Here is a 23,232-nt window from a genome sequence, read left to right as displayed (position 1 = left end):
CCCAGGCCAGAGCGGCTGGGTCTTGATTTGACGTGCTGGCATTATGCCGTGCGAGTGAATTTTGTGAAGTGGCTCACAAAATTTTGCTTCAAGGGGCCACTCAATGCAGTGAGGAAGTGACCTTGTAGTTGAGCAGGTCCGGGTCATCGTCCAGCACCAGCTGCTGCACCCGCCGCGGCAGGTTGGCCACGACGGCCTTGCAGAAGGCCACGGCTACCGGGTCCAGCGCATAGCAACGCAACAGCCAGTCGCCCGGGCCCGTGAGCATCTGTTGCGCCACAGCCCGGCCGATACCCTGGCGGCGATAGCGCTTGAGGATGAACAGGTCGGCCAGCTCACTGGCGTCGATGCCTGGCAGCTCGCTGCGCTCGACCAGCACGAAGCCTGCGATGAAACCGTCCACCAGCACCAGGTTGGCGCTCCAGCCTTCGCATGCCCAGTAGCGCTGCAGGTGCTCTTCATGGACATAGAAGCGCCCGTCCACCTCGACGTCTTCCTGTTCCCAGTCGGAAGACTCGTAGGCATAGAACTGATACAGGTTGCGGATCAGTTCGGCCTGGTCGGCGGTGGTCGGGAGCAGTTCGATGGGCAGCATGGTTGGGCTCGGGCAAAAGGGGTCATTCTAAGGGTTCTGTATTGAAGGTACCGGGCTCTTCGCAGGCAAGCCCGCGAGAGGCCGGTACTGCCACCCACAATTATGGCTCACACCACCGCTGCAACCGCCTCAATCTCGACCAACATGCCCTCCAGTGCCAAGCGCGGCACCGGGATCAGCGTACAGGTGGGCTTCATATGCTCCCCCCAGGCACGATCAGCCTCGGCCACCCACTCGCGCAGGCGTTCCTCGCTGTGGTCGACGATCAACAACGTCAGCTTGCACACCTGGTCAAGCCTGGCTCCACTCGCGGCAAGGGCAGCCTGGACGTTGGCCAACGCCTGACGCGCCTGCTCGGCGAAGCGCGGCGACAATCGGCCCCCGGCATCTTCACCCCCTTGCCCGGCAGCGAACAGCAGCCGGCTACCGGCGCGCACCTCGGCAACATGGGAATAGGCATTGGCACTGGGGTCGTAAAGGCCTTGCGGGTTGAACAGCTTGAAGGCAGGGGGCATTGGGCGCTCCATCGTGTGATTGAGCGCCCGAGTCTGCAACCTCGAGTCAAGTCGAGGTCAAGGGCTGTCGTAGGCTTTTTCCCGGCATACGCGGCTGCGCATCAACACCGCGTTTGTTTGCCCCTTGCGCATTGCCACTTTCGACGGCATCAGGCGCCTCGCCCCTGATGCCCCCTGTCATTTCTCTTGCAATACCGACCTGCCCTTCACCGCGCGCGGCCCGCGCCACATCCAGAACAGCAAACCAGGGATCGGTGCATAGACGACGAAGACGATCCACAGCATCTTGCGCTCGGCGCGTCGCTCGCTGCCGATGATGTGCCAGATGGCGAAAATCTCCAGCAGGATGACCAAGGCCGCGACAATGATCCACATCGTTCCGATTTCCATAAGCACTCTCCCGTTGGCATGTACTGGGTTGGGTAGCTCGCAGCGGTAAGGGTTCAATTCGGATTGAAGCACTGCGCCTGCGTATCCGCCACTGCACCGCCCACTTGCCTCGATACGACCTTCACTACGACACGCGCCCCCCTGGCGATTGTCTTTCCCCCGGCCACCCGCCACACTCTCCCGGCCAGCCAGGAAGCGGAGTCCAGAGTGCCCAGCCCACGTCAGTTCAGCAAGAAGACCAGCACCAGCAACATGCTGCGCCTCAAGAGCGCCGCCGGCAGCCCGCAGGCGCCCTACCGGGTCGACTTCGTGCTGCTCGAGCACTTCTCGATGGCCAGCTTCACCGTGGCCCTGGACGTGCTGGTCACCGCCAACCTGCTGCGCGCCGACAGTTTCCAGTTCACCCCGTTGTCGCTGGACGGCGACCGGGTGCTGAGCGACCTGGGCCTGGAGCTGGTGGCCACCGAGCTTACTGCTGGCGACCTCAAGGGCCTGGACCTGTTGATCGTCTGCGGCGGCCTGCGCACACCGCTCAAGTACCCTGAACTCGACCGCATGCTGGGTGACTGCGCCGCCCACGGCATGGCCTTGGGTGGTCTATGGAATGGCGCATGGTTCCTCGGCCGCGCGGGGGCACTGGATGACTACGGCTGCAGCATCCACCCCGAGCAGCGCGCCAGCCTGTCCGAGCGCAGCCCGCAAACCCGCATCACCCCGGCCAGCTTCACCCTCGACCGCGACCGCCTCAGCGCCGCCAGCCCCAACGGCGCCATGGAGTTGATGCTAGGCCTGGTCCGCCGCCTGTACGGTGACGGCCTGGCCGAAGGTGTCGAAGAGATCTTGTCGTTCTCCGGCGCGCGTTATCGCCAGGTCGGGCCCGGGGCGAAGAAGTCGATGAGCCTGCACCTGCGCACCATCGTCGAGCTGATGGAAAACAACCTCGAAGAAACCCTCAGCCTCGACCAGCTGGCGGCCTACAGCGGCCGTTCACGCCGGCAGATCGACCGCCTGTTCCAGGCTCAGTTGGGCACCTCGCCGCGGCGCTACTACATGGAGCTGCGCATCACCAAGAGCCGCCGCCTGCTGCAATACTCCGACCTGTCGGTGATGGAAGTGGCGGTGGCCTGCGGCTTCGTGTCGGTGTCGCACTTCAGCAAGTGCTACGCGGCCTACTTCGGCTACCCGCCGTCGCGCGAGCAACGGCTGGGCGAGTGAACGGCGCTCAGGCCTGAATGTAGCGTAGCACCGCTTCGCAAATCATCGCCTTGTGGCGCAGCTTGACCTGCTCGTCGAGCAGATCGATCTGGAAGATATCGCCAAAGGTGTGGCGGTTCGATACCCGATAGAAGCAGAACGCGCTCATCAGCATGTGCAAGTCGATGACCTCGATGCCAGGGCGGAACACGCCCTCCGCCACACCGCGCTCCAGCGTGCGGCCCAAGGCTTGCAGCACCAGGCTGCTCATCTCGCGGATGGCCGGGGTTTTCTTGACGTACTCGCCGTAGTGGATGTTCTCGGTGCAGACCATGCGCACGAAGTCGACATTGCGGTCGTGGTGGTCGAAGGTGAACTCGGTCAGGCGCTGGATCGCCTGCACGGCCGGCAGCGACTCAAGGTCCAGGCGGTGCTCGGTTTTGCGGATGTCACCGTACAGCTTGACCAGGCACTCGACGTACAGCTGCTCCTTGCTGCCGAAGTAGTAGTAGATCATGCGCTTGGAGGTGGCCGTGCGCTCGGCAATGGCGTCCACCCGCGCGCCGGCCAGGCCTTGCTGGACGAACTCGTTGATGGCCACCTGGAGGATGTCCTCGCGGGTTTTCTCGGGGTTGTTCTTGCGCGATTTGCGTGTCCCTTCGGTCTCGGGCTGGTCGAGGGGGGCTACGGGGTGGCTCATGAGTGCTCACGGGGTATTTATTGGATTTGGGTGGGATTATCCGTGAGTGGGGGGTTGGGGGGAAGCGCGCTGTTGGTCGAAGGGTCAGGATTACTGGCTCGCCGCTGCACTTGCAAACAACGGCGGCCAGGCAGATCACACTGCAATCCGGCTGACCCAGCTGGGCCGCGCGGCCGGCAGGCCGGGCACGGCATCGAGCAGGGCGCGGGTGTAGGCATGACGCGGCTGCCCCAGCACCTGCGCCGCAGCGCCCTGCTCCACCACCTTGCCGCCCTGCATCACCAGCACCTGATCGCTGACCTGCTCGACCACACCCAAATCATGCGAGATGAACACGCACGCCAGATTCAGCTCGGCCTTGAGCTCGGCCAGCAACGCCAGGATCCGCGCCTGCACCGACACATCCAGCGCCGACACCGGCTCATCCAGCACCAGCACCCTCGGTTTCATCGCCAGTGCCCGAGCGATGGCGATGCGCTGGCGTTGCCCGCCAGACAGCTCCAGGGGGCGGCGGTCAAGCACACTCGCCGGCAGTTGCACCCGCTCCAGCAGCGCCGCCGCCTCGGTACGCCGCAGCCCACGCGGCACGCCGGCCTGGGCCAGCGCCTCGGACAACACCCGCAGCACGGTGTAACGCGGGTCGAACGAGGCCAGTGGGTCCTGGAACACCACCTGGATGCCTTGGCGGGCCTGGCGCTGTTGCTCGGCAGAAAGCGCCAGCCAGTCCTGCCCGGCAAACTGCACACTGCCCTGCTCCGGGCGCTCCAGGCCGAGCAGGATGCGGCCCAGGGTGCTCTTGCCGGAGCCGGATTCACCCACCACCCCCAAGGTCTGCCCTGCACGCAATTGCACTGACACGTCGTCCAGCACCTGGCGGGGCCGGCCATCCGGGCCAACGAAGGCTTTGCTCAAGCCACGGGCTTGCAGCAGCGCTGGTTGCGGATTCACGTCTTCCTCCACCAGCGCCAGTGCAGCCGTCGCAGGGCGCTGGAAATGCACCGCCCGCGCCGCGCTCAGCAGGCGCTGGGTATAAGGGTCCTGGGGGTCCTGCAGAATCTGTTCGACGCTGCCTTGCTCGACCACTTCGCCATGGCGCATCACCGCGACCCAGTCGGCCAGGCGTGCAACCACCGCCAGGTCATGGCTGACCATCAGCAAGCTGTTGTCACGGGCACGCAGCTGCTCCAGCAGGTCGAGGATCTGCGCCTGCACCGTGGCGTCGAGCGCGGTGGTCGGCTCGTCGGCAATCAGCAGCCGTGGCTGGCAGGCGATGGCCGAGGCAATCAGCGCACGCTGGCGCAAGCCGCCCGACAGTTGCCACGGGTACTGCCGTGCCCGCACCTGCGGCTCTGGCACACCGACTTGCCGCAACAGCTCCAGCACGTGCAGGCGGCGCTGCTCGGCGCCTAGCCGGGTGTGCAGGTACAGCGGCTCCTCGATCTCGGCGCCCACGCGGCGTAGGGGGTCGAGCGAGCCCAGCGCGTCCTGCATGACAAAACCGATGCGCCCGCCACGCAGGCGCTGCCACGCGGCCTCGTCAAGCCCGCGCAGGTCTTTCCCGGCAAAGGCCAACCGTTGCGCCTGCACGTCAGCCCCCGGGCCGGTCAGGCCAACCAAGGTGCGCGCGGTCACGCTCTTGCCCGAGCCGGATTCGCCCACCAGCGCCAGGCACTGCCCGGCGTGCAGCTGCAGGTTGACGCCGCGCACCACCGGTACGCCCTTGAAGCCTACCCATAGGTCGCGAATATCCACCAGCGGTGGCTGTGTGTCGACGTTGTTCATACGCTTCTACCCTCACTGCGCCGCAGCCAGTCACGGCCGATGACGCTGATGGAAATGACAGTCAAGGTGATCGCCAGCGCCGGCCAGGCCATCAGCCAGGGCGCGTTGGCCATGAAGTTGCGGGCCACGGCCATCATCGCGCCCCACTCGGCTGCCGGTGGTGGTGCGCCAAAACCGAGAAAGCTCAGGGCGGCGGCGGCGGTGATCGCGCCACCAAGGCCGATACAGGCGAGGATCAGCACGGGCTGCACGGCGTTGGGCAGCACGTGGGTCAGTACCACCGCCACAGGCCTGCGGCCCAGGGCCACTGCCGCCTCGACGAAACCGGCATGGCGGATGGTCAGGGTTTGCGCACGCACCAGCCGGGCATAGCGCGGCACCGAAGCGACCCCCACGGCGAGGATCAGGTTGGTGGTGCCCTGGCCGAACAGGGTGATGATCACCAGCGCCAGTAGCAGGTCGGGGAACGCCAGCAGCACGTCCACGGCGCGCATCAGCAGGTTGTCCAGCCAGTGCGGGCTAAGCCCCGCCAGCAGGCCGAGCAATGTGCCCAGGCCCAGGCCGACCAGGGTGGCGGCCAGGCCGATGAACAGTGATGGCCGGGCGCCGTGGACAAGGCGGCTGAGCAGGTCCCGGCCGTTTTCGTCGGTGCCTAGCCAGAAGGTGCTGCTGGGCGGTTGATACGCCAGCCGCGCGTCGGCGGCCAGCGGGTCGGCTGGGGAGAGCCAACTGGGCAGCGCCACAGCCAGCAGCAACAGGCCGAGCATGGCCCAGGCCAGCCACAGGCCGGGGCGGGATGGCCAGATGGAGCGGCTGATCGAGGCTGGAGGGGTGAGTGCAATTGCGGTCATGTCAGTCCTTTTTTGTGGTGCCTGGGCCGGCCGCTTCGCGGGGCAAAGCCCTTGCCATTCACCTCACGGCGAAGGGTTGGGGATGCGCCGGTGCACGGCCTGGATCTCGGCCAGCACGTCGTCACTGAGTTGCACGTCCAGCGCACTGAGGTTTTCCTGCAACTGCGCCAAGTTGGTTTGCCCGGTTATAGCGCTGGCCACGAACGGCTGACGGATAACGAAGGCCAGGGCCAGCTGCGCCGGGGTCAGGCCGTGCGCGCGGGCTATCTGCACATAGCTGGCAATGGCGCTGTTGGCCTCCTCGCTGCCGTAGCGGTTGAACGTGCGGTACACCGACGACAACCGTGAGCCCTCTGGCCGCGCGCCGTTCAGGTACTTGCCGGTCAGCGCGCCGAAGGCCAGCGGCGAGTAGGCCAGCAGGCTGATGCCCTCGCGGTGGCTGAACTCCGACAGGCCGTTCTCGTACTGGCGGTTGAGCAGGCTGTAGGGGTTCTGGATGCTGGCAATGCGCGCAAGGTGCTGGTCCTCGCTGTGGCGCAGGAAACGCGCCACGCCCCATGGCGTTTCGTTGGACACGCCAATGTGACGCACCTTGCCGGCTTTGACCTGCTCGTCGAGCACGGCGAGGGTTTCTTCGATGGCAGCGGTTTGCGGGTGGTCATCGGCATAGGGGTATTCGCGGATGCCGAAGAAGTTGCTGCTGCGGTCGGGCCAATGCAGTTGGTAGAGGTCCAGGTAATCGGTCTGCAAGCGGCGCAGGCTGCCCTCCAGCGCGGCGACGATGTTCTTGCGGTCGTGGTGCGACAGGCCATCGCGGATGTGCGCCTGGGCCCCTGGGTCGCGGGCGGGGCCGGCGATCTTGCTGGCCAGCAGCACCTGGTCGCGCTGGCCCCGGGCGGCCAGCCAGGTGCCGATGTAACGCTCGGTGGTGGTCCAGGTTTCAGCGCGGGTGGGGGTGGGGTACATCTCGGCAGTGTCGATGAAATTGATACCGGCAGCGATGGCGGCGTCCAGTTGCTGGTGGGCGTCCTGTTCGGTGTTCTGGTGGCCCCAGGTCATGGTGCCGAGGCTGAGCAGGCTGACTTGCAGGTCGGTGTGGCCTAGTGGGCGATAGAGCATGGTGTGAATCCTTGGGTGATGGGGTGAAGGGTGGATCTTGGGGCTGCTTTGCAGCCCATCGCCGGCAAGCCAGCTCCTACAGGGCCGGTGGTGATCTCTGCGGGAGCGGGCGATAGAGCATGGTGTGAGTCCTTGGGTGATGGGGTGAAGGGTGGGCCGGTGGTGATCTCTGTGGGAGCGGGCTTGCCCCGCGAATGGGGTGCGCAGCGCCCCCTTAAACAGCCGGCGCTGTCTCGCGCCTGGCCTCGGCAAACTGGTTCACCGCCTTGGGCAACCCCAGGTGCTCGCGCAACGTCGTGCCGCTGTACTCGGTGCGGAACAGCCCGCGTTTTTGCAGCAACGGCACCACCTCCTCGACAAACACCCGGGCGCCCGAGGGGAACATGTCGGGCATGATGTTGAAGCCATCTCCCGCGCCCGCCAGGAACCACTCGGCAAGGGTGTCGGCGACCTGCTCCGGGGTGCCCACCGCCAACCGGTGCCCCACCAGAATCCGCCGCGACAGCTGGCGAATGGTCAGGTTCTCGCTGCGCGCGAGGTTCAGTTGGGCCTCCAGGAACCCGTGCGAACCGCGCTCGAAATCCGCCACTGCGCCAATCTTCGCCCAGGGCAGCGGCGCGTCCGGGTCCAGCTGGCTGGCATCGATGCCGATGCGCCCGGCCACTTGCTGCAGCAGGCCATGCTCGCCATGCCAGGCGTTGAGCTCGTCGAACCGCGCATGCGCTTCGGCTTCGGTACTGCCGATCACCGTCGACAGCCCTGGCATGATCTTCAGGTGCTGCGGGTTACGCCCCCAGGCCTTGGCCCGGGCTTTCATTTCCTGATAAAAGGCCAGCCCGTCGGCCAGGGTGGTCTGGGTGGTGAAGATCGCATCGGCGTAGCGCGAACCCAGCGCCTTGCCGCCTTCGGACGAGCCTGCCTGCACCACCACTGGCCGGCCTTGCGGCGAGCGCGGCAGGTTCAGTGGGCCCTTGACCTGAAAGTGCTTGCCCTGAAAGTCCAGGGTGTGGACCTTGCGCGGGTCGGCAAAGCGCCCGCCGGCGCGGTCACCAATCACCGCGTCATCCTCCCAGCTGTCCCACAGCTTCAGCGTCACATCGACAAACTCTTCGGCACGGCCATAGCGGTCCACATGCATCGGCGCACCCGCCAGGCCGAAGTTCTGCGCCGCCGCGTCACCGGCATTGGTGACCACGTTCCAGGCCGCGCGGCCACCGCTGATGTGGTCCAGCGAGGCGATGCGCCGGGCCAGGTTGAACGGCTCGTTGTAGGTGCTTGAACAGGTGGCGATTACACCGATGCGATCGGTGGCGGCGGCCACTGCGGTCAGCAGCACGGTCGGTTCCAGGCGCCCGCCGGGCTGGCTGGAAACATCCGGCGGCAGTGCCGGGCCATCGGCGAGGAAGATCGCATCCAGGCAGCCACGCTCGGACAAACGGGCAATGTCGCGGTAGTAGTTGACGTCGATGTAGGCGTCGATCGCCGCCTCGCCCTGGCGCCAGGCGCCGGCGTGCGAGCCGAAGCCGAGGATGTTCATGCCCAGGCTCATCTGTGCGGGTTTGTTGCTCATGGTGGTTCTCCTGTTCAGACCGCGCTGGCTTCGTCGCCGCTGCCCTGCCCTTCGCTGGCGGCGGCCTGGCGCGCACGCCAGGCCTGGGCCGGGCTGATGCCATTGAGGTAGTAGTTGCCCAGGGCCTGCTCGCGGTAGATGGCCGGGTTGTGCGAGGCCAGGGTGCGGGCGTTGCGCCAGTGGCGGTCGAGGCGCCGGGCATTGCTGGTGGCCGAAGCGCCGCCAACTTCAAACAGCAAGGTGCTGGCCTGCAGCACCTGCGGCAGCACGATTTGCTGGGCCTGGAAGGTGTGGATCTCGGCATCGGTGTACAGCTGCTCCGGCACCTCGCCCGCCTGCCCGGCTTCGAACACGGCCTGCAGGCTCTGGCCCACCGCCGTCACCTGCGCTTCGGCGGCGAAGGCCAGGCTTGCCAGGCGCCCGATCACCGCTTGCACCAGTGGGTCATCGGCCGGCTGCGACTGGCCCGGCACGCCGAAGGCACGGGTGCGGCCCTGAACGAAGGCCACGGCATCGGCCAACACGGCGCGGCCGATGCCGGCCAGGGTGGCCAGGTGCACAGCCTGGTAGAACGCGGTGAGGTAGGATTCGGCGCGCAGTTCGCCCTTGGCGAAGCGCCGCAGCACGTGCTGCGGTTGCACCGCCACCTGGGTAAAGCGCGTGGTGCCGCTGCCGGTCAGGCGCTGGCCGAAACCGTCCCAGTCATCGGCCCGCTCCACCCCCGCAGCACGGGTGGGCACCGCCAGGCTGACGAAATCATCGCCATGGTTGGCCACCGCTGCCACCCAGTCGGCGTAGAGGGTGCCGGTGCAGTAGTACTTCTCGCCGTCCAGGCGATAGCCGTCGTCAGCGTCGCTGAGCTGCACGGTGTTGCCGGTGCTGTCGGTGCGTTCGGCCATGGCCGCGCCCCACAGCTCACCGGCTGCCACGCGGGCAAACCAGTAGTCCTGCGAGGCGGCATCGTTGGACGCCAGGCGCCCTTCGACGAAGCCGAAGTGGGCACGGAAGATCTGTGGCAGGTTGGAATCGGCCTGGCCCAGGCGCACCAGCTGGCGCAGCAACTGCGCCAGGCTGGCACCGAGGCCACCGTGGCTGCGCGGCACACGCAAGGCCCCCAGGCCCGCCTCGCGTAACCAGGCGACGGGCTCGAAGGCCAGGGTGCGCTGCTGTTCACGTTCCACAGCGCCCTCGGCGATGCGGGCATACACAGGCGCGAAGCGTGCATCCAGTTCGGCGTCGGTAAGGGGTGTTTGACTCATGAAGGTTCCTTTCTGTTGAATTCAGCGGCGCGCAGTGCGCGGGTCGATGGCCTGGGTCAGCAGGTCCACCAGCAGGTTCACCAGCACGTAGATGGCCGCCGCCAGCAGGGTCACGCCCAGTACCAGGGGCACGTCCTTGTTACCGGTGGCTTCGAGCATCAGCCGGCCGATGCCCTGGCGGCCGAACAGCAGTTCGAGCACCACCGCGCCGCCCAGCAGGCTGGCGAACACGTAGCCGGCCAGGGTTACCAGCGGCACCAGCGCGTGGCGCAGGGCATGGCGCAGGCGTACGGCGGTGTCGGACATGCCGCGCGCCCGGGCCTGGGTGATGAAGGGTTGCTCCAGCACCTGCTCCAGTGACTGGCGCAGCACCTGGGCCAGCACTGCGGCAATCGGCAACGCCAGGGCCAGGGTCGGCAGCACCAGCGAGCGCCAACCGCTGGAACCTGAGGGCGGCAGCACATGGAAGTAGAAGGCGAAGGCCAGCAGCAGCAAGGTGCCGATGACGAAGTTGGGGGTCGACGACAGCACCAGTTCCACACCCGACACCAATGCGCGCAGGCGCCGGCCGCGGTTGGCGGTGAGCAGCGCCGACACCAGCGCCAACAGCACCGCCAGCAGCGCCGCGGTGCTGGCCAGGGCCAAGGTGGCACCCACCTGCTCGCCGATGGCCTGGCTGACCGGGATGCGCAAGCGGTACGACTCGCCCAGGTCGCCCTGCGCCAGCCGCGCCAGGTAGTGGCCGTATTGCACCCACAGCGGTTCATCGAGGCCGTAATCGGCACGCACCTGGGCGAGCATCGCTGGTGTGGGCATGGCGTCCGGCCCGCCGAGGATGGCCAGCGCGGTATCGCCGGCACTCTGCTGCACGGCGATGAAGGTCAGAGTGGCGGCAGCCCATAGCACGATCACGCCGTCACGCAGGCGGCGCAGCAGGGTTGGCAGCAGTTTCATGGTTGCTCCTTGGCCAGCCACACGCCGGTGAACAGGGGAACGTTGTGCGAACCGTCGAACAGCACACCGCCGACGGCCTTGCGGTAGGCCAGCAGCATCTGCGCCTCCACCGAGGGCACCGACGGCATGGTCTGGGCAAGGCGTTGCTGGGCCTCGCGGTACAGCTGCTGGCGGCGCGCCGGGTCGGTACTGCCGCGGGCCTCGCCCAGCAGCTGGTCAACCTGCGCATCGCGGAAATGGCCAACGTTCTGCCCAAGCATGCGGGCGCTCGGGATCGACTGGCTGTGGTAGAGGATGTACAGCCCATCGGCGGTGTTGGTGTGCCAGTAGCCACCGCCGAGCGCATCGAAGTCGCCGGCATAGCGCAGCTCGGAAACCCGGGTGATGGGCAGCAACTGGATGTCCAGGTCGAAACCGACCTTGCGCAGGTCGGCCTGGGTGGCGACGGCGACGTTGGCGGGGAATGCCGGGTTGTCGTAGGTCAGCAGGGTCGCGGCCAGGCGCTGGCCGTTGCGGGTACGAACGCCTTGGTCATCTCGGCCGGTCCAGCCGGCAGCATCGAGCAGGCGGTTGGCCGCTGCCGGGTCGAACGCCAGTGCCGCCTGGGCCGTCGGGTCGTAGCCGGGTGTGTTGACGGCCAGGAAGCCGTCGTTGGCCAGGTATTCGCCAAAACCGGAAATCCACGCCAGGCCCTGGCGGTCGATGGCCTTGGCCACGGCCTGACGCACGCGCACGTCATCGAACGGCGCGCGCTCGACATTGAAGGTGATGCTGCGAAACGGGATGCCCTTGCGGATGCGGCTGCGCAACACCAGGTCGGGGTTGGCGCGGATTGCCTCGGCATTTTGCGCCGGTGCATCCAGGGCCATGTCGCTGTCGCCGGCCTCCAGCGAGGTGTAGCGGATCATGGCTTCGGGCACGTAGCTCAGCTCTATGCGGTCAAGGTAGGCCTCGCCCTGGTGGTGCGTGGCGGGCGGCGCCCAGTCGTAGCCACGGCGGCGCTCGAAGGTGGCGCCCTGCACACGCACCCAACGGGTGAGCACGAACGGGCCGCTGCCGATGGGTTTGCTGGCGATGGTCGCGGGCGCCTCGAGGATTTGCCGCGGCGAGATCATCCCCAGCCAGCCTTGCGACAGCACATCGAGGAACGGCGCATAAGGCTCGCGCAAAGTGGCCTCGAAGGTGAACTCATCGACCACGCGGCCCTTCAGGTACGGCGCGATATAGGCGGCGGCCAGCGGCGACTTGGTCTTCGGGTCGCGCATGTGTTCGAGGTTGACCCGTACCGCTTCGGCATTGAAGCGCTCGCCGTCGCTGAAGGTGACGTCGTCGCGCAGGTGAAAGGTGTAGGTCAGGCCATCGGCGCTGATGTCCCAGCTTTTTGCCAGCCACGGCGTCAGGGTGCCGTCTTCGGTCTGGTAGACCAGGCAGTCGAACAATACCCGGCCCATCCAGGCAATGTTGCCGTGGGACAGTGCATGTATATCGAAGCTGCCAGCGTCGCCTGCGGCAGACACGCGCAAGGTGCCGCCGCGCCGGCCCGGCTGCTGTTCGACAAAATCACCCGGCGCGTAGCGCAGTACCCCGCCCACGTCGCGCACCGTTTCACCCTTGAGGGTGCTGGCGGTGTCCGGTGGCGTCGGCGGCGAGCAGGCGGCCAGCAACAGCGCGCCGGCCAATGGGATGAGGTGCTGCAGCGGCGCGCGCATCAGAATCGGAACGCCACGCCGGTGGTCACCGAAAAGGCGTCCCCCGGGTAGAAGTTGGCCGAGTCACCGCCATTGGCGTTGTAGGCGGTGTTGGCCGCGCTGGCGTAGCGCTCGTCGGTGAGGTTGCGCAGGTCGGCGAACACCTCCCACCGCTTGCTCGGCGCCTGGTAACCGACCTTGGCGCCCCACAACACGTATGACGGTGCCTGCCAGGTGTTGGCGTAGTCGATGTAGTAGCTGCTGGCGGTGCGCAGGTTGAGCGAGGCGTAGAAGCCGCTGGCCTGGCGGTAGGCCAGCTCGGCTTGGTACACCTGGCGCGGCAGGCTGGGCAGTTCGTTGCCGCCGAAGGTGTCGTCGTGGCGGTAGTGGAAGTCGTTGAGCGTGTAGGCCTGGCGCAGGTCCAGGGTATCGCCGTTGGCGCCAGCCCAGAGCAAGGCGCTGAGCCCGGCTTCGATGCCTTGGTGAAGGGTCGGGCTGGCGTTGGAGGTGGCGGTGAGCTGGTCCTGGGTGGCGGAGGCCTGGCGCACCACCACGGTGAGCAGCTCCTTTTGCACCCACGAGCGGTACAGCGTCAGGCTGCCGTCGAAAATACCGTGGCTGCCACGCACACCCACCTCGAACGTGGTCGCCTTCTGCGGCCGCACGTCGTACAGGAACGGGTTGCTGGTGGAGCCCAGCTGCCAGGTTACCGGCGGGTCGATGCTGCGGCTGACGTTGCTGAACACGGTGAAGTCGGGGTTGATCTGGTAGCGCAGGCCCAGGCGCGGGGCCAGGTCGTTCTCTACGTACTCGACACCGGTGGGGAGGTTGCTGGGGTTGGCCGTTGTGAGGGTGGTGCCTTCGATCTCGGCCTTGCGGCGGATATTGATGAACGACAACCCGGACGACAGCCACAGGTCGTCCGCCAGTTGCAGCTCGTTGGCAAAGGTCAGCACGGTGTCGCGCGATCCGGTGTAGTTGGTTTCCTGAATTTTCGCGCCCGTGGCGCGGCTATGGGCCTTCACGTCGGCGAGGTATGCGCGGGTGTTGCTGAAGATGATGCTGCTATTGCTGGGCAGGCCGAGAAAGCGGTCACCGGTGCGCAGGTAGCGCAGGCTCAGGCTGATGTCCTTGGACCGCCAGTCCTGCGGCGCCACGGCGTAGCGCCAGCCGTTGAGCAGCGGGTAGTTGTTGTACGAAGCGCCCACTTCGAGCTGGTTGCCGTCATCGAAGGTGTAGGTGGTCTTGTTGCCGACGAAGGTGGTGCCGTCCTTGCGCCGGCCGGTGGGTGCGACGTTGCTGCGCGGGTCGTGCTTGAGCTGCTGGCGGGTCAGGGTGTTGCCATTGATCAACTGCTCTTCACGGTATTTGACGAACAACCGCGTCTGAAGCTTGGGGCTGAACACGTGGCCGAAGTTGGCGGCGAGGCCACGGCCCTCGTTGCTGGCATGGTCCTGGTAGCCGTCGCGTTCGTTGTGCAGCACGTTGATGTAGTAGTCGCTGTCGCCGACCACGCCCCCGGTGCTCAACTGCTGCTTGCGGTAGCCGTAGCTGCCCACCTCGAAGCGGGCGTAGTTGCCCGGGTCGGTGCGCCCGGTCTTGCTGACCATGTTGATCGCCCCGCCCAGCGACAACGCGGCGTATTCGTAGGCGTTGGCGCCGTAGAGCACTTCGGTGTGGTCCACCGCCTGCATGTCGAGGAAGTCTTCCTGGGTACCGCCGGGGCCGGTGATCGGCAGGCCGTCGAAGAGGAACTTGGTGCCCAGCACATAGCCTTGGTAGAAGGTGTTCAGGCCCGAGCCGCGGATGGAGATCTTGTTCGCTGCAGTACCGCTGGTGCCTTGGGCGAACACGCCCGGTTGCATCGCCAGTACGTCCTCGGCGTTGGCCGCACGGCCTTGTTCGACCTGGCGATTGTCGACCACCGCCGTGTTGCCGGCAACCTTCTGCAGGCGCTTCTGGTCCTGCTGCGCGCCGGTGGCCGCTGCGCCGGTGACCGTCACGGTTTGCAGGGTAGACTCCGCCGCCTCGGCTACCACGGCTGGGCAGAGCAGCGTCAGCAACACCGGCAGGCTGGCGGCCGTGGCCAGCGAGTGACTGTAGGGTCGAACTTTCGCACGCACTGCACATACTCCCTTTATATATAAGGCTGATATTCGCGACGGTTGCGAAGATCGCCAAACTGCTTTGCAAAGGGTATTGCAGTAGTCGTGCCAGCCTTTTGCCGCCTATTTGCTGGGCTTTTCCATGGTGGCAAGTTGTGATGCCACACAAACTGTTCATTGCCTGTTGCAGAGCGAACATCAGCCGTGACGCAGGCCCTCTGGGGCAGGGCTTTGATTTGGTAATTTGCATATAACAACAACTGTTCAGCCGCCAACATCCGCGCAACAAAAACTTGTTGTTTTGTTCACTGGGTTATTTGCAACAACCGACCAACCCCACAACTTCCGGCACTTTGCCATCTGGCACAAAAACTGCTCCTGCACTTGGTGACAGGCCTGACTATTCCCATAGAACGCCGAGGACCTACGATGACTTTCAAGGGATACGACGATGCGTGCGATTCAACCCCATCCACTGCGCCTGGCCATCCGCCAGGCCGCCCTGGCCACCGTGGCCACGGCCCTGCTGGCCCCGGTCACGGTACTGGCGGCTGACCAGGCCCTGGGCACGGTGACCGTGCAGGGCAACAAGCAGACCGAAGTGCAACAGGCCGCCAGCGCACTGGCCGAAGTGCCCGGCGGCACCAGCGTGGTCGACAGCGAAGAAGTCGCCAAGGGCCGCACCGCCACCCTGCAGGACACCCTTGCCTACCAGCCCGGTGTGTTCGTACAGTCCACCGGCGGCAACGATGCGGCGAAAATCTCGATCCGCGGCTCGGGTGCCAACACCTCGCCGGGTTACTTTCGCGAGGGCATCAAGTTCCTCTTCGACGGCCTGCCGCTGACCGGCCCGGGCGGTACGCCCTACGAGTTCCTCAACACCAGCGGTGTCAACTACACCGAGATACTGCGTGGCGCCAACGCCTTCCAGTACGGCGCGCTGACCCTGGGCGGCGCGGTGAACTTCGTCAACCACAGCGGCTACAGCGCCCCCGGCCTGCGCGTGCGCGCCGAGGCCGGCAGCTACCACTACCAGAAGCAAAGCATCAGCTACGGCGGTGTCGAAGGCGACCTGGACTACTACCTGCAAGCCGACAATTACCGCAACGAAGGCTACCGCGACTACAGCTTGTCGAAGAGCTCGGGCATCGTTGCCAACGCCGGTTACCGCTTCAGCCCGAAACTGGAAACCCGCCTGCTGCTGCGCTACCGCGACGAAAGCCACAACGACCCCAGCGCCACCACGCTCGATGGCGCCCTGCACCACAGCCGCCGTGCCAGCGCCACCGCCGAAAGCAGCGGTGCCGGTGCGCGCCGCCCGGGCAGTATCTGGCTGGGCAGCAAGACCACCTACACCTTCGACGATGACGCCCGCCTGACCGTCGGCCTGTCGTACCACGACTACCGCCACACCAACAGCCCGCGCAGCCCGAGCAACCCCAGCTACTGGGACTGGCACGACCTCGGCCTGCTGCTGGGCTACGACCGCGTCGATACCCTGTTCGGCCATGAAAGCCGCAGCAACATCGCCTTCACCTCCACCCAGCACCTGCGTGGCGGGGTGAACTCGGCCAACGACGACAAAGTGTCGCTGAAGAAAGTCGACTACAAGGACTCGTTCGACCGGGTGATCGCGCTGGGCAACGACCTCAACCTGGTCGACAACCTGTGGCTTACCAGCGGCGTGTCGTTCGTCAACGTGCGGCGCAAGGTCGACATCGACCACGCGGTCAACCCCAACACCACGGCCTTCCCGCAGCACGTGGACTACGACAACTGGAGCGTGGCCCCACGTATCGGCCTGCGCTACGAGTTCAGCCCCAACCTGCAGCTGTTCACCAACTTCAGCCGCAGCATCGACCCACCTGCCTCGTGGGAATACTCCGGCTCCGGCCCTGCCCTGCCGTACATCCGCCCGCTGGTCGAACAGAAGGCCAACACCTTCGAGGTCGGCATCAAGGGCTCGCATGGCATCTTCGACGGTAGCCTGGCGCTGTACCGCTCGTGGATCCACGACGAGCTGCTGAACGTGCAGATCATCCCCGCCACCTCGACCGCCGCCGCAGTCACTGGTGCGTTCAACGCCTCGCCGACCATCCACCAGGGCGTCGAGGCCGGCCTTAATACGCGCTTGTGGGAAAACGGCCAGGGCGACCTGGTGCGCTGGCGTCAGGTGTACACCTACAACGATTTCTACTACCGCCACGACGAAACCTTCGGCGACAACCAGCTACCGGGCGTGCCCAAGCATATCTACCAAGGCGAGCTGCAATACCAGGACCACAGTGGCTGGTACACCGGGGTGAATGTGCAGTCGGCGTCGCGCACCGCAGCGGACTACGCCAACAGCCTGTACGCGCCGTCCTACACCATCTGGGGGGCGAACCTGGGCTATGAAGCGCCCAAGGGTAACTGGAAGGTCTCGCTGGACCTGAAGAACCTCGCCAACAAGGCCTATGTGACGGCCATCACGCCGGTGTACAACGCAGGCGGGCAGGACACGGCGGCCTTCTGGCCGGGCGACGGGGTCGGGGCGTACGTGGGGGTGGAGGTGCGTTACTGACCGCTGTTTTTGCGCTTGACCGAGGAAGGGCCGTGGTTGACGATCGGCGCTTCCCGGTAAAGGACTGACAGCATGTTACGGATATTGGGCAGGGCGTCTTCCATCAACGTGCGCAAGGTCCTGTGGGCCTGCAGCGAATTCGATATCCCTTTTGAACGCGAAGACTGGGGCACGGGCTTTCAAGCGACCGACGCCCCGCAGTTCCTGGCGTTGAACCCCAACGCCATGGTCCCGGTGATTCAGGACGGCGACTTCACGCTGTGGGAATCCAACACCATCATCCGCTACTTGGCCACGCGTTATGGCGATGCGGCGGTGTACCCGACCGAGGCGAAAGCCAGGGCTCGCGTGGATCAGTGGATCGACTGGCAGGCCTCGGACCTGAACCGGTCCTGGAGCTACGCGTTCATGTCGCTGGTACGGCATTCGCCTGCGCATCAGGACGCCCAGGCGCTCGCCGCAGGGTGCGCCGACTGGTCGCGGTACATGGGCATCCTCGACCAGCAGTTGGCCGCAACCGGCGCCTACGTCGCCGGGGACCGCTTCACCCTGGCGGACATCCCCATCGGGCTGTCGGTCAACCGCTGGTTCGAAACGCCCTTCGAGCACCCGCCGTTGCCGGCGGTCAGTGAGTATTTCAAGCGGCTGACGGATCGGCCAGGGTTTGTGCTGCACGGACGTAACGGTACGCCGTAGGGTTTGCCCTGTAGGAGCTGGCTTGCCTGCGATCGGCTGCGCAGCAGTCGTAAAACCGGTATCCGCGCTGTGCCAGGCAGTATGCGGTTGCAGCATTTACGACTGCTTCGCAGCCGATCGCAGGCAAGCCAGCTCCTACAGGGATTGCGATCACTTTCAGACTTTGGTCAAAAGCCCAGGGTCGCCGACAGCAGCCAGGTCGGGGGGTTGTGCTGCACGGACGCGATGGTACGCCGTACGCTTTGCCCTGTAGGAGCTGGCTTGCCTGCGATCGGCTGCGCAGCAGTCGTAAAACCGGTATCTGCGCAGTGCCAGACAAGGCGCGGGTGATTGCGACCGCTTTCAGGTCAAAAGCCCAGGGTCGCCGACAGCAGCCAGGTCCGGGGCGTGGACAGCGTCAGCCCCGGCTCGCTGTCATCCGAGGCTCCGGCTGATGCCCAGTAGCGCTCATCCAGCACGTTCTCGACACTGGCACGCAGGGTGACCTGGGTGGCATCGACCTTGAAGGCATACCGCGCGCCGAGGTCGAAGCGCTCCCAGCCGTCAATCTGCTTGCTGTTGCCCTGGTCAAGGTACTGCGAGCTGGAGTGAATGCCGCGCGCGGTCAAGGTCAGCCCGGCCAGCCCGGGTACATCCCATTCGGCGCCAAGGTTGACGTTGTACTCAGGCGTCGCCGGTGCACGGTTGCCGTCAAAGGTGCCGCCCACGGTGTTGGTCAGCTCGCTGTCGATATACATCAGCCCACCCAGCAGGCGAACGCCTTTGAGGGGTTCGCCGAATACGCTGAGCTCGATGCCGCGGTTGTCGCGCTTGCCGTTGGGGCCGAACACCCGTGATTGGGCGTTGGTCTCGTAGGCGGGCTGGCGAATGCGAAAGGCGCTGGCGGTGAAGGCGACGCGGCCCAGGTCGTACTTGGCCCCGACCTCGACCTGGCGGCTGGTGAACGGCGGGAAGATCTGGTCTTCGTTGACCGAGGTCGACGGGGCGATCTTGCCCTGGCTCAGGCCCTCCATGTAGTTGGCGTACAGCGACAGCTGGTCGGTCACCTGGAGCAGCGCACCGCCCGAAGGCGAAACCTTCTCCTCGTCATAAGCGGTGTCACCTTTGACGCCGTCGCTCCAGTCATCTACCTGCACCCGCTGCCAGCGGGCTCCGAGTGTCAGCAATAGGCGGTCGTCGAAAAACCCAAGGGTGTCGGCCAGCGCCAGCCCGCTGAAGCGGTTTTCCGTATACACCTTGGGGTCGATGCGCGTGGGCGTGCCTGGCGTGGGTGTCGCGACCGGGTTGTAGAGGTTGCTGGGCGCGGAGGCATAGCGCGCGCCGCCGTTCTCGAAGTCCATGTAGAAGTAGCTGGCCGACAGGTTCAGCTCATGGCTGACCGGCCCGGTGCGGAACCAGTTGCGCAGCCCGGCCATGGCGGTGCGCACCGATTCATCGCGGGTGAAGTCACGCGGCTGCACGGTGAAGTCGCCGGCATCGTTGATGATCGATACGTTATGCCGCAGGAAATCATGGTTGCTCTTTCGCGCACCGACCGCACCATAAGCCAGCAATGAATCGCTGATGTCGTACTCGGCATTCAGCGCACCAAAGGTGTCGTTGGTGCGCGCCTGGCTCCAGGCCTGGGCGTAGTTGTGACGCACGTCGTCGGCGGTCGGGACCTTGGCATTGGCGCTGACCAGCACCCGTTCCTGCGGCGCATCGGTGTCGCGTTCGGTGTGGCCAAGGTCGGCCGAAAGGCGCAGGCGCTCACCGCGAAAGTCCAGGCCTAGCACGGCCATTTCGCGCTCGACGCGCTGGTGGTCCCACTCGGTATCGCCCGCCTGCTTCACCCCGTTGAAGCGCACGCCGAACCGGTCGCCTTCGCCAAAGCGCCGGCCAATATCCACCGCGCCGCCCGCCTGGCTGTTCGAGGCATAGCTGCCGGTGAACTCGGTGATGGCCGTCTCGCCCGCGCGCTTGGGCACCACGTTGATGCCGCCGCCCATGCTGCCACGGGGCGAGATGCCATTGATCAGCTGGCTCGGGCCTTTGATGATGTCGACCCGGTCGGCCATTTCCATGTCGATGGAATACGTCGGCAGGATGCCGTACAGGCCGTTGTAGGCCACATCGCTGTTGAACAGGCTGAAGCCGCGAATGGTGAACTGCTCGAAACGCCCACCTGCCGGGTTGGTGGCGCGCACCGACGGGTCGCTGGCGATCAGGTCGCCCAGGGTGCGCGCCTGCTGGTTCTTCACCAGTTCGCTGGTGTAGGTGGTGATGCTGAACGGCGTGTCCATGAAGTCGCGCGAACCGAGCAGGCCTTGCGCGCCTCGGCGTGCCACCTGGCCGCCGGCATAGGGCTGAGCGTCGCCGCCAGCCACAGCTCCCCCCACGATGCTGGTGGGCGCGAGTTCCAGCGCATCGCCGCCCTGCGGTGCAGGTACCAGGGTGTAAGCGCCCTCGCCTACCTGCTGCAGTTGCAGGCCACTGCCCTGCAATAACTGCAGGAAGCCTTCGGCCACGCTGTAGCTGCCAGACAGCCCCTGACTCTGCCGGCCGTTGAGCAACGCCGGGTCCAGCGAGAGGCTAACACCTGCCTGGTCGGCAAAGCGGGTTAACGCGGCGCCCAGGCTGCCCGCGGGCACTTGGTAGGCGCGCCGGGCAAGGTCATCGGCCCAGGCGGGTGAGCTCAACAGCAGGCTCAGGGTGAACCCGAGGTGCATCCATGGGCGTGGGCGGCAAGGCAGTACTGCAGGCATCGAACGAGGCTCCCGTTATTGTTTCCTACTGCTGATGACCGGCGAGTAGGAAAAAGGGGACAGCCTCACGCGCGATTTTCTCGCGCCGCCAGCGTAACCCAGTAACGGGTACGTGCATGCACCTCCAGTGGCAGGCTGGCAGCCAGCAATGCCAGCACGCGGTCGGTGTCGTCGAGGCGGAAGGTGCCGGTAACGCGCAGGGTTTCCAGCGCCGGCTGCCAACGCAGCACACCGGCGCGGTACCTGCGCAATTCGCGCAGCAGGTCGCCCAATGGCCGGTCGTCCAGCCTTAGCACACCATCACGCCAGCCCAGCAGCAGATCATCCAGCACCGTTACAGTGCCAACGCCTGTGGCTTGCAGGCTGGCCTGCTGCCCTGCCTGCAACGCCAAGGCTACCCCGCGCAGCGGTTGCAAGCTGGCCGTGCCGTGGATCACCGCAACCTGGCAGGCCTGATCGAACAGCCGAATACAGGCCTCGCCAGCGCTGACGGCAACGCGGCCAAAGGGCACCTGCACCATCATGCTGACGCCGGTGGGAACCGTGATAGCAACCTCGCCGCGTACCAGCGTCAGCCTTCGTGCAGCCAGATCGATGTTGACTGCACTGTCGGTGTTCAACTGCAAGGCGGTGCCATCGTTCAACAGCAATCGCCTGCGCTCACCCACAGCAGTGTGCACGTCGGCAGCCCACGCCTCCAACGGCACCTGCCGGCCAAGCAACCAGGCGGCCGGGACCACTGCGGCCACCCCAAGCGCCTGCTTGAGCAGGGCACGGCGCCCGGCATCCGGGCGGTCCAGCGTCGCCATTGCCAGTTCGCCCGGCAGCTGAGCGAAGCGCTGGCGCAGCAACTGGGCCTTTTGCCAGGCGCTTTCGTTAAGGCTGCTGCTGGCGCGCCATTGCGCCAGGCGCTGGAGGTCGCCCTCAGTGGCATCGCCCGACTCCAGCAGCGCCAGCCAGCGCGCTGCGGCACGCACCACTTCGCGGGCCTCTACGCAAGGTGCAGCCATTACAGCTGCGCCAGCAGGCAGTGCTCGTAGGCCTGCGCCATGTAGCGTTTTACGGTGCGTTCGCAAATGTCTAGGCGCTCGGCAATTTCGCGGTAGGTCAGGCCTTCCAGCTGGCTCCAGAGGAACGCCTTGCGTACCGGGGCCTGGAGGCCATCGAGCAATTCGTCGAGTGCTTGCAGGGTTTCCAGCAGTATCCAGCGCTGCTCCGGCGACGGCAGGCTGTGTTCGGGGAGTTGCGCCAAGGCGTCCAGGTAGGCCTGCTCCAGGCTCCGACGCTTGTGGAAGTTGCTCAGCAGGCGCTTGCCTACCGTCAGCAAGTAGGCGCGCGGTTCGCGGATTTCTGCCAGCGGCTGGGCGCTGGCCAGCACTTTGAGGAAGGTGTCCTGGCTCAGGTCGGCCGCATCCCAGGCATTGCCCATGCGCCGGCGCAGCCAGGCTTCCAGCCAGCCACGGTGATCACGGTACAGGGCGGGCAGGCTGTGCTCCGGGGGCGTCGCGGCGTCGCTCATGGGAATACCCTGCAATGGCGTAAATGCTAGTGATTCTATTTTACGCAGGCACTCAAATCCAAGAGGTTTGTGCCTGGATACCGTCGGGCACTGGCCGCCGCCGAGACGCGGATTTAGGGACGTTCGCTCAGGCGCTTCAGTCGATTCAGTATGTGCAACACGTGGCCCTGCTCGATCATTGCCCCCCAGTGCCCATCGCAAAAGCGCTCGCCCCTCACGCAGTAGGTCAGCATGCGCTGGATCTCGGCCAGGCTGGCCTGCTCGATGGCAGAGGGGTTGCTCAGCAGGCCTTCAGTGCCACCGCGCCGATAATCGGATTGGGTCCAGCATGCCTTGCCCGCTTCGCGATAAAAGTCGTCAACCACAGCCGCATAGGTCGGCCAAGTGTTGCTGCCCTCTACGGTGTAGGTCTTGATAGGTATTTCGCCTGGGTACAGAAGAGGCAGGAAATCCAGCAGCGCGTCGACATCGGCCGGCTGCGGCATCAACAACGTGTAGCCGTACATGGGCAGGATCCGGTCCAAATGGGCCAATGCGCGCTGATACACCGGGTGGCAATCTGCATAAGGCAACTCATCGAAAAACGCCCAGAAAAACGAGAACACATGGCCATGATCATCGAGCGTCTGATGCGACCACTGCTCAGGTAAAGCCTCGTCGGTTTCACACAATTGCAACGACCACACCTGCCCTTGATAACCCGCCTCCCAGTTACCCAGATCCCGCTTGATCACAGCGGTGCTGATGCCTGACTCCTCGCGCAGCTCCCGCAGCGCGGCCGCACTCGGTGCTTCGCCCGGTTGCAGGCTGCCTTTGACCAGTTGCACCCCCGCCTGGGGATGGCGAAACAGAAGGATTCTGGGGGGTGTAGTGCTTGAAAGAACCACTGCACAGGCCTTGTCGGGCTGCATGACGATGTCCTTATCGACGAAGGGAGGGCGACAAGTCTACACCTGCTCCGGAGTTGCTTCAGGCCGTAGGGTCAGTG

General features: G+C 65.6%; 19 protein-coding genes. 3 read left to right on the top strand and 16 right to left on the bottom strand.

Annotated features, from left to right (window positions below; all coding sequences use genetic code 11):
• Positions 1-100 precede the first annotated feature (100 nt).
• From ACNQPL_RS01040 to ACNQPL_RS01030, 3 genes are all read right to left on the bottom strand, one after another.
• Positions 101-595, bottom strand: a complete 495-nt coding sequence (locus ACNQPL_RS01040) for a GNAT family N-acetyltransferase (protein WP_346612255.1) — start codon at positions 593-595, stop codon at positions 101-103.
• Between the two features lie 107 nt (positions 596-702).
• Positions 703-1,110 (bottom strand): RidA family protein, encoded by a 408-nt coding sequence (locus ACNQPL_RS01035; RefSeq protein WP_416465369.1) that lies wholly within the window; start codon positions 1,108-1,110, stop codon positions 703-705.
• A gap of 177 nt (positions 1,111-1,287) precedes the next feature.
• Positions 1,288-1,500 (bottom strand): PLDc N-terminal domain-containing protein, encoded by a 213-nt coding sequence (locus tag ACNQPL_RS01030; protein WP_346612253.1) that lies wholly within the window; start codon positions 1,498-1,500, stop codon positions 1,288-1,290.
• A 207-nt stretch (positions 1,501-1,707) separates the two neighbouring features.
• Between ACNQPL_RS01030 and ACNQPL_RS01025 the strand changes: the two genes are divergently transcribed.
• Positions 1,708-2,715, top strand: coding sequence for a GlxA family transcriptional regulator (locus ACNQPL_RS01025; protein ID WP_346612252.1), 1,008 nt, complete (start codon positions 1,708-1,710; stop codon positions 2,713-2,715).
• 7 nt (positions 2,716-2,722) lie between these two features.
• On the opposite strand, the gene ACNQPL_RS01020 is transcribed toward ACNQPL_RS01025, so the two are convergent.
• The 9 genes from ACNQPL_RS01020 to ACNQPL_RS00980 form a co-directional block, all read right to left on the bottom strand.
• Positions 2,723-3,394, bottom strand: coding sequence for a TetR/AcrR family transcriptional regulator (locus ACNQPL_RS01020; protein WP_346612251.1), 672 nt, complete (start codon positions 3,392-3,394; stop codon positions 2,723-2,725).
• Between the two features lie 135 nt (positions 3,395-3,529).
• Complete coding sequence (locus tag ACNQPL_RS01015) at positions 3,530-5,176, bottom strand: dipeptide ABC transporter ATP-binding protein (RefSeq protein WP_416465366.1); 1,647 nt, start codon at positions 5,174-5,176, stop codon at positions 3,530-3,532.
• The gene (locus tag ACNQPL_RS01010; RefSeq protein WP_346612249.1) at positions 5,173-6,027 is read right to left on the bottom strand and encodes an ABC transporter permease; all 855 of its coding nucleotides are present in this window, start codon (positions 6,025-6,027) and stop codon (positions 5,173-5,175) included. The genes ACNQPL_RS01015 and ACNQPL_RS01010 overlap by 4 nt, the downstream gene beginning before the upstream one ends.
• Before the next feature lie 63 nt (positions 6,028-6,090).
• Positions 6,091-7,146, bottom strand: a complete 1,056-nt coding sequence (locus tag ACNQPL_RS01005) for an NADP(H)-dependent aldo-keto reductase (RefSeq protein WP_416465364.1) — start codon at positions 7,144-7,146, stop codon at positions 6,091-6,093.
• A 214-nt stretch (positions 7,147-7,360) separates the two neighbouring features.
• Positions 7,361-8,716, bottom strand: a complete 1,356-nt coding sequence (locus tag ACNQPL_RS01000) for an LLM class flavin-dependent oxidoreductase (protein ID WP_416465363.1) — start codon at positions 8,714-8,716, stop codon at positions 7,361-7,363.
• A 14-nt stretch (positions 8,717-8,730) separates the two neighbouring features.
• Positions 8,731-9,975 carry an acyl-CoA dehydrogenase family protein gene (locus ACNQPL_RS00995; RefSeq protein WP_416465361.1) on the bottom strand — a complete coding sequence of 415 codons (1,245 nt, stop codon included), beginning with the start codon at positions 9,973-9,975 and terminating at the stop codon, positions 8,731-8,733.
• Positions 9,976-9,996: 21 nt separating this feature from the next.
• A complete protein-coding gene (locus ACNQPL_RS00990; protein ID WP_346612245.1) occupies positions 9,997-10,929 on the bottom strand; it encodes an ABC transporter permease in 933 nt (310 codons plus the stop codon).
• A complete protein-coding gene (locus tag ACNQPL_RS00985; protein WP_416465359.1) occupies positions 10,926-12,638 on the bottom strand; it encodes an ABC transporter substrate-binding protein in 1,713 nt (570 codons plus the stop codon). Before ACNQPL_RS00985 ends, ACNQPL_RS00990 begins: the two co-directional genes overlap by 4 nt.
• Positions 12,638-14,740: a TonB-dependent receptor family protein gene (locus tag ACNQPL_RS00980; RefSeq protein WP_416465357.1), complete on the bottom strand. Its 2,103-nt coding sequence runs from the start codon at positions 14,738-14,740 to the stop codon at positions 12,638-12,640. The genes ACNQPL_RS00985 and ACNQPL_RS00980 overlap by 1 nt, the downstream gene beginning before the upstream one ends.
• A 433-nt stretch (positions 14,741-15,173) precedes the next feature.
• On the opposite strand from ACNQPL_RS00980, the gene ACNQPL_RS00975 reads away from it, so the two are divergent.
• Together ACNQPL_RS00975 and ACNQPL_RS00970 are read left to right on the top strand one after the other, a co-directional pair.
• Entirely contained in the window at positions 15,174-17,285 is a 2,112-nt protein-coding gene (locus ACNQPL_RS00975; protein ID WP_346612242.1) for a TonB-dependent receptor family protein, read from the top strand.
• 72 nt (positions 17,286-17,357) lie between these two features.
• Positions 17,358-17,981, top strand: coding sequence for a glutathione S-transferase family protein (locus ACNQPL_RS00970; protein WP_416465355.1), 624 nt, complete (start codon positions 17,358-17,360; stop codon positions 17,979-17,981).
• Positions 17,982-18,328: 347 nt separating this feature from the next.
• Here ACNQPL_RS00970 and ACNQPL_RS00965 read toward each other — a convergent pair whose 3' ends face one another.
• From ACNQPL_RS00965 to ACNQPL_RS00950, 4 genes are all read right to left on the bottom strand, one after another.
• Entirely contained in the window at positions 18,329-20,725 is a 2,397-nt protein-coding gene (locus tag ACNQPL_RS00965; protein WP_416465353.1) for a TonB-dependent siderophore receptor, read from the bottom strand.
• Between the two features lie 65 nt (positions 20,726-20,790).
• Positions 20,791-21,735 carry a FecR domain-containing protein gene (locus ACNQPL_RS00960; RefSeq protein ID WP_346612239.1) on the bottom strand — a complete coding sequence of 315 codons (945 nt, stop codon included), beginning with the start codon at positions 21,733-21,735 and terminating at the stop codon, positions 20,791-20,793.
• Complete coding sequence (locus ACNQPL_RS00955; protein WP_346612238.1) at positions 21,735-22,244, bottom strand: sigma-70 family RNA polymerase sigma factor; 510 nt, start codon at positions 22,242-22,244, stop codon at positions 21,735-21,737. The genes ACNQPL_RS00960 and ACNQPL_RS00955 overlap by 1 nt, the downstream gene beginning before the upstream one ends.
• A gap of 113 nt (positions 22,245-22,357) precedes the next feature.
• The gene (locus ACNQPL_RS00950; RefSeq protein ID WP_416465351.1) at positions 22,358-23,155 is read right to left on the bottom strand and encodes a DUF6508 domain-containing protein; all 798 of its coding nucleotides are present in this window, start codon (positions 23,153-23,155) and stop codon (positions 22,358-22,360) included.
• Positions 23,156-23,232 lie beyond the last annotated feature (77 nt).

The sequence above is a fragment of the Pseudomonas sp. LFS044 genome (assembly GCF_047978245.1).
Classification (GTDB): domain Bacteria; phylum Pseudomonadota; class Gammaproteobacteria; order Pseudomonadales; family Pseudomonadaceae; genus Aquipseudomonas.
Note: the sequence above shows the minus strand (reverse complement) of the source record. Positions and strands in the feature narration are given on the sequence as shown.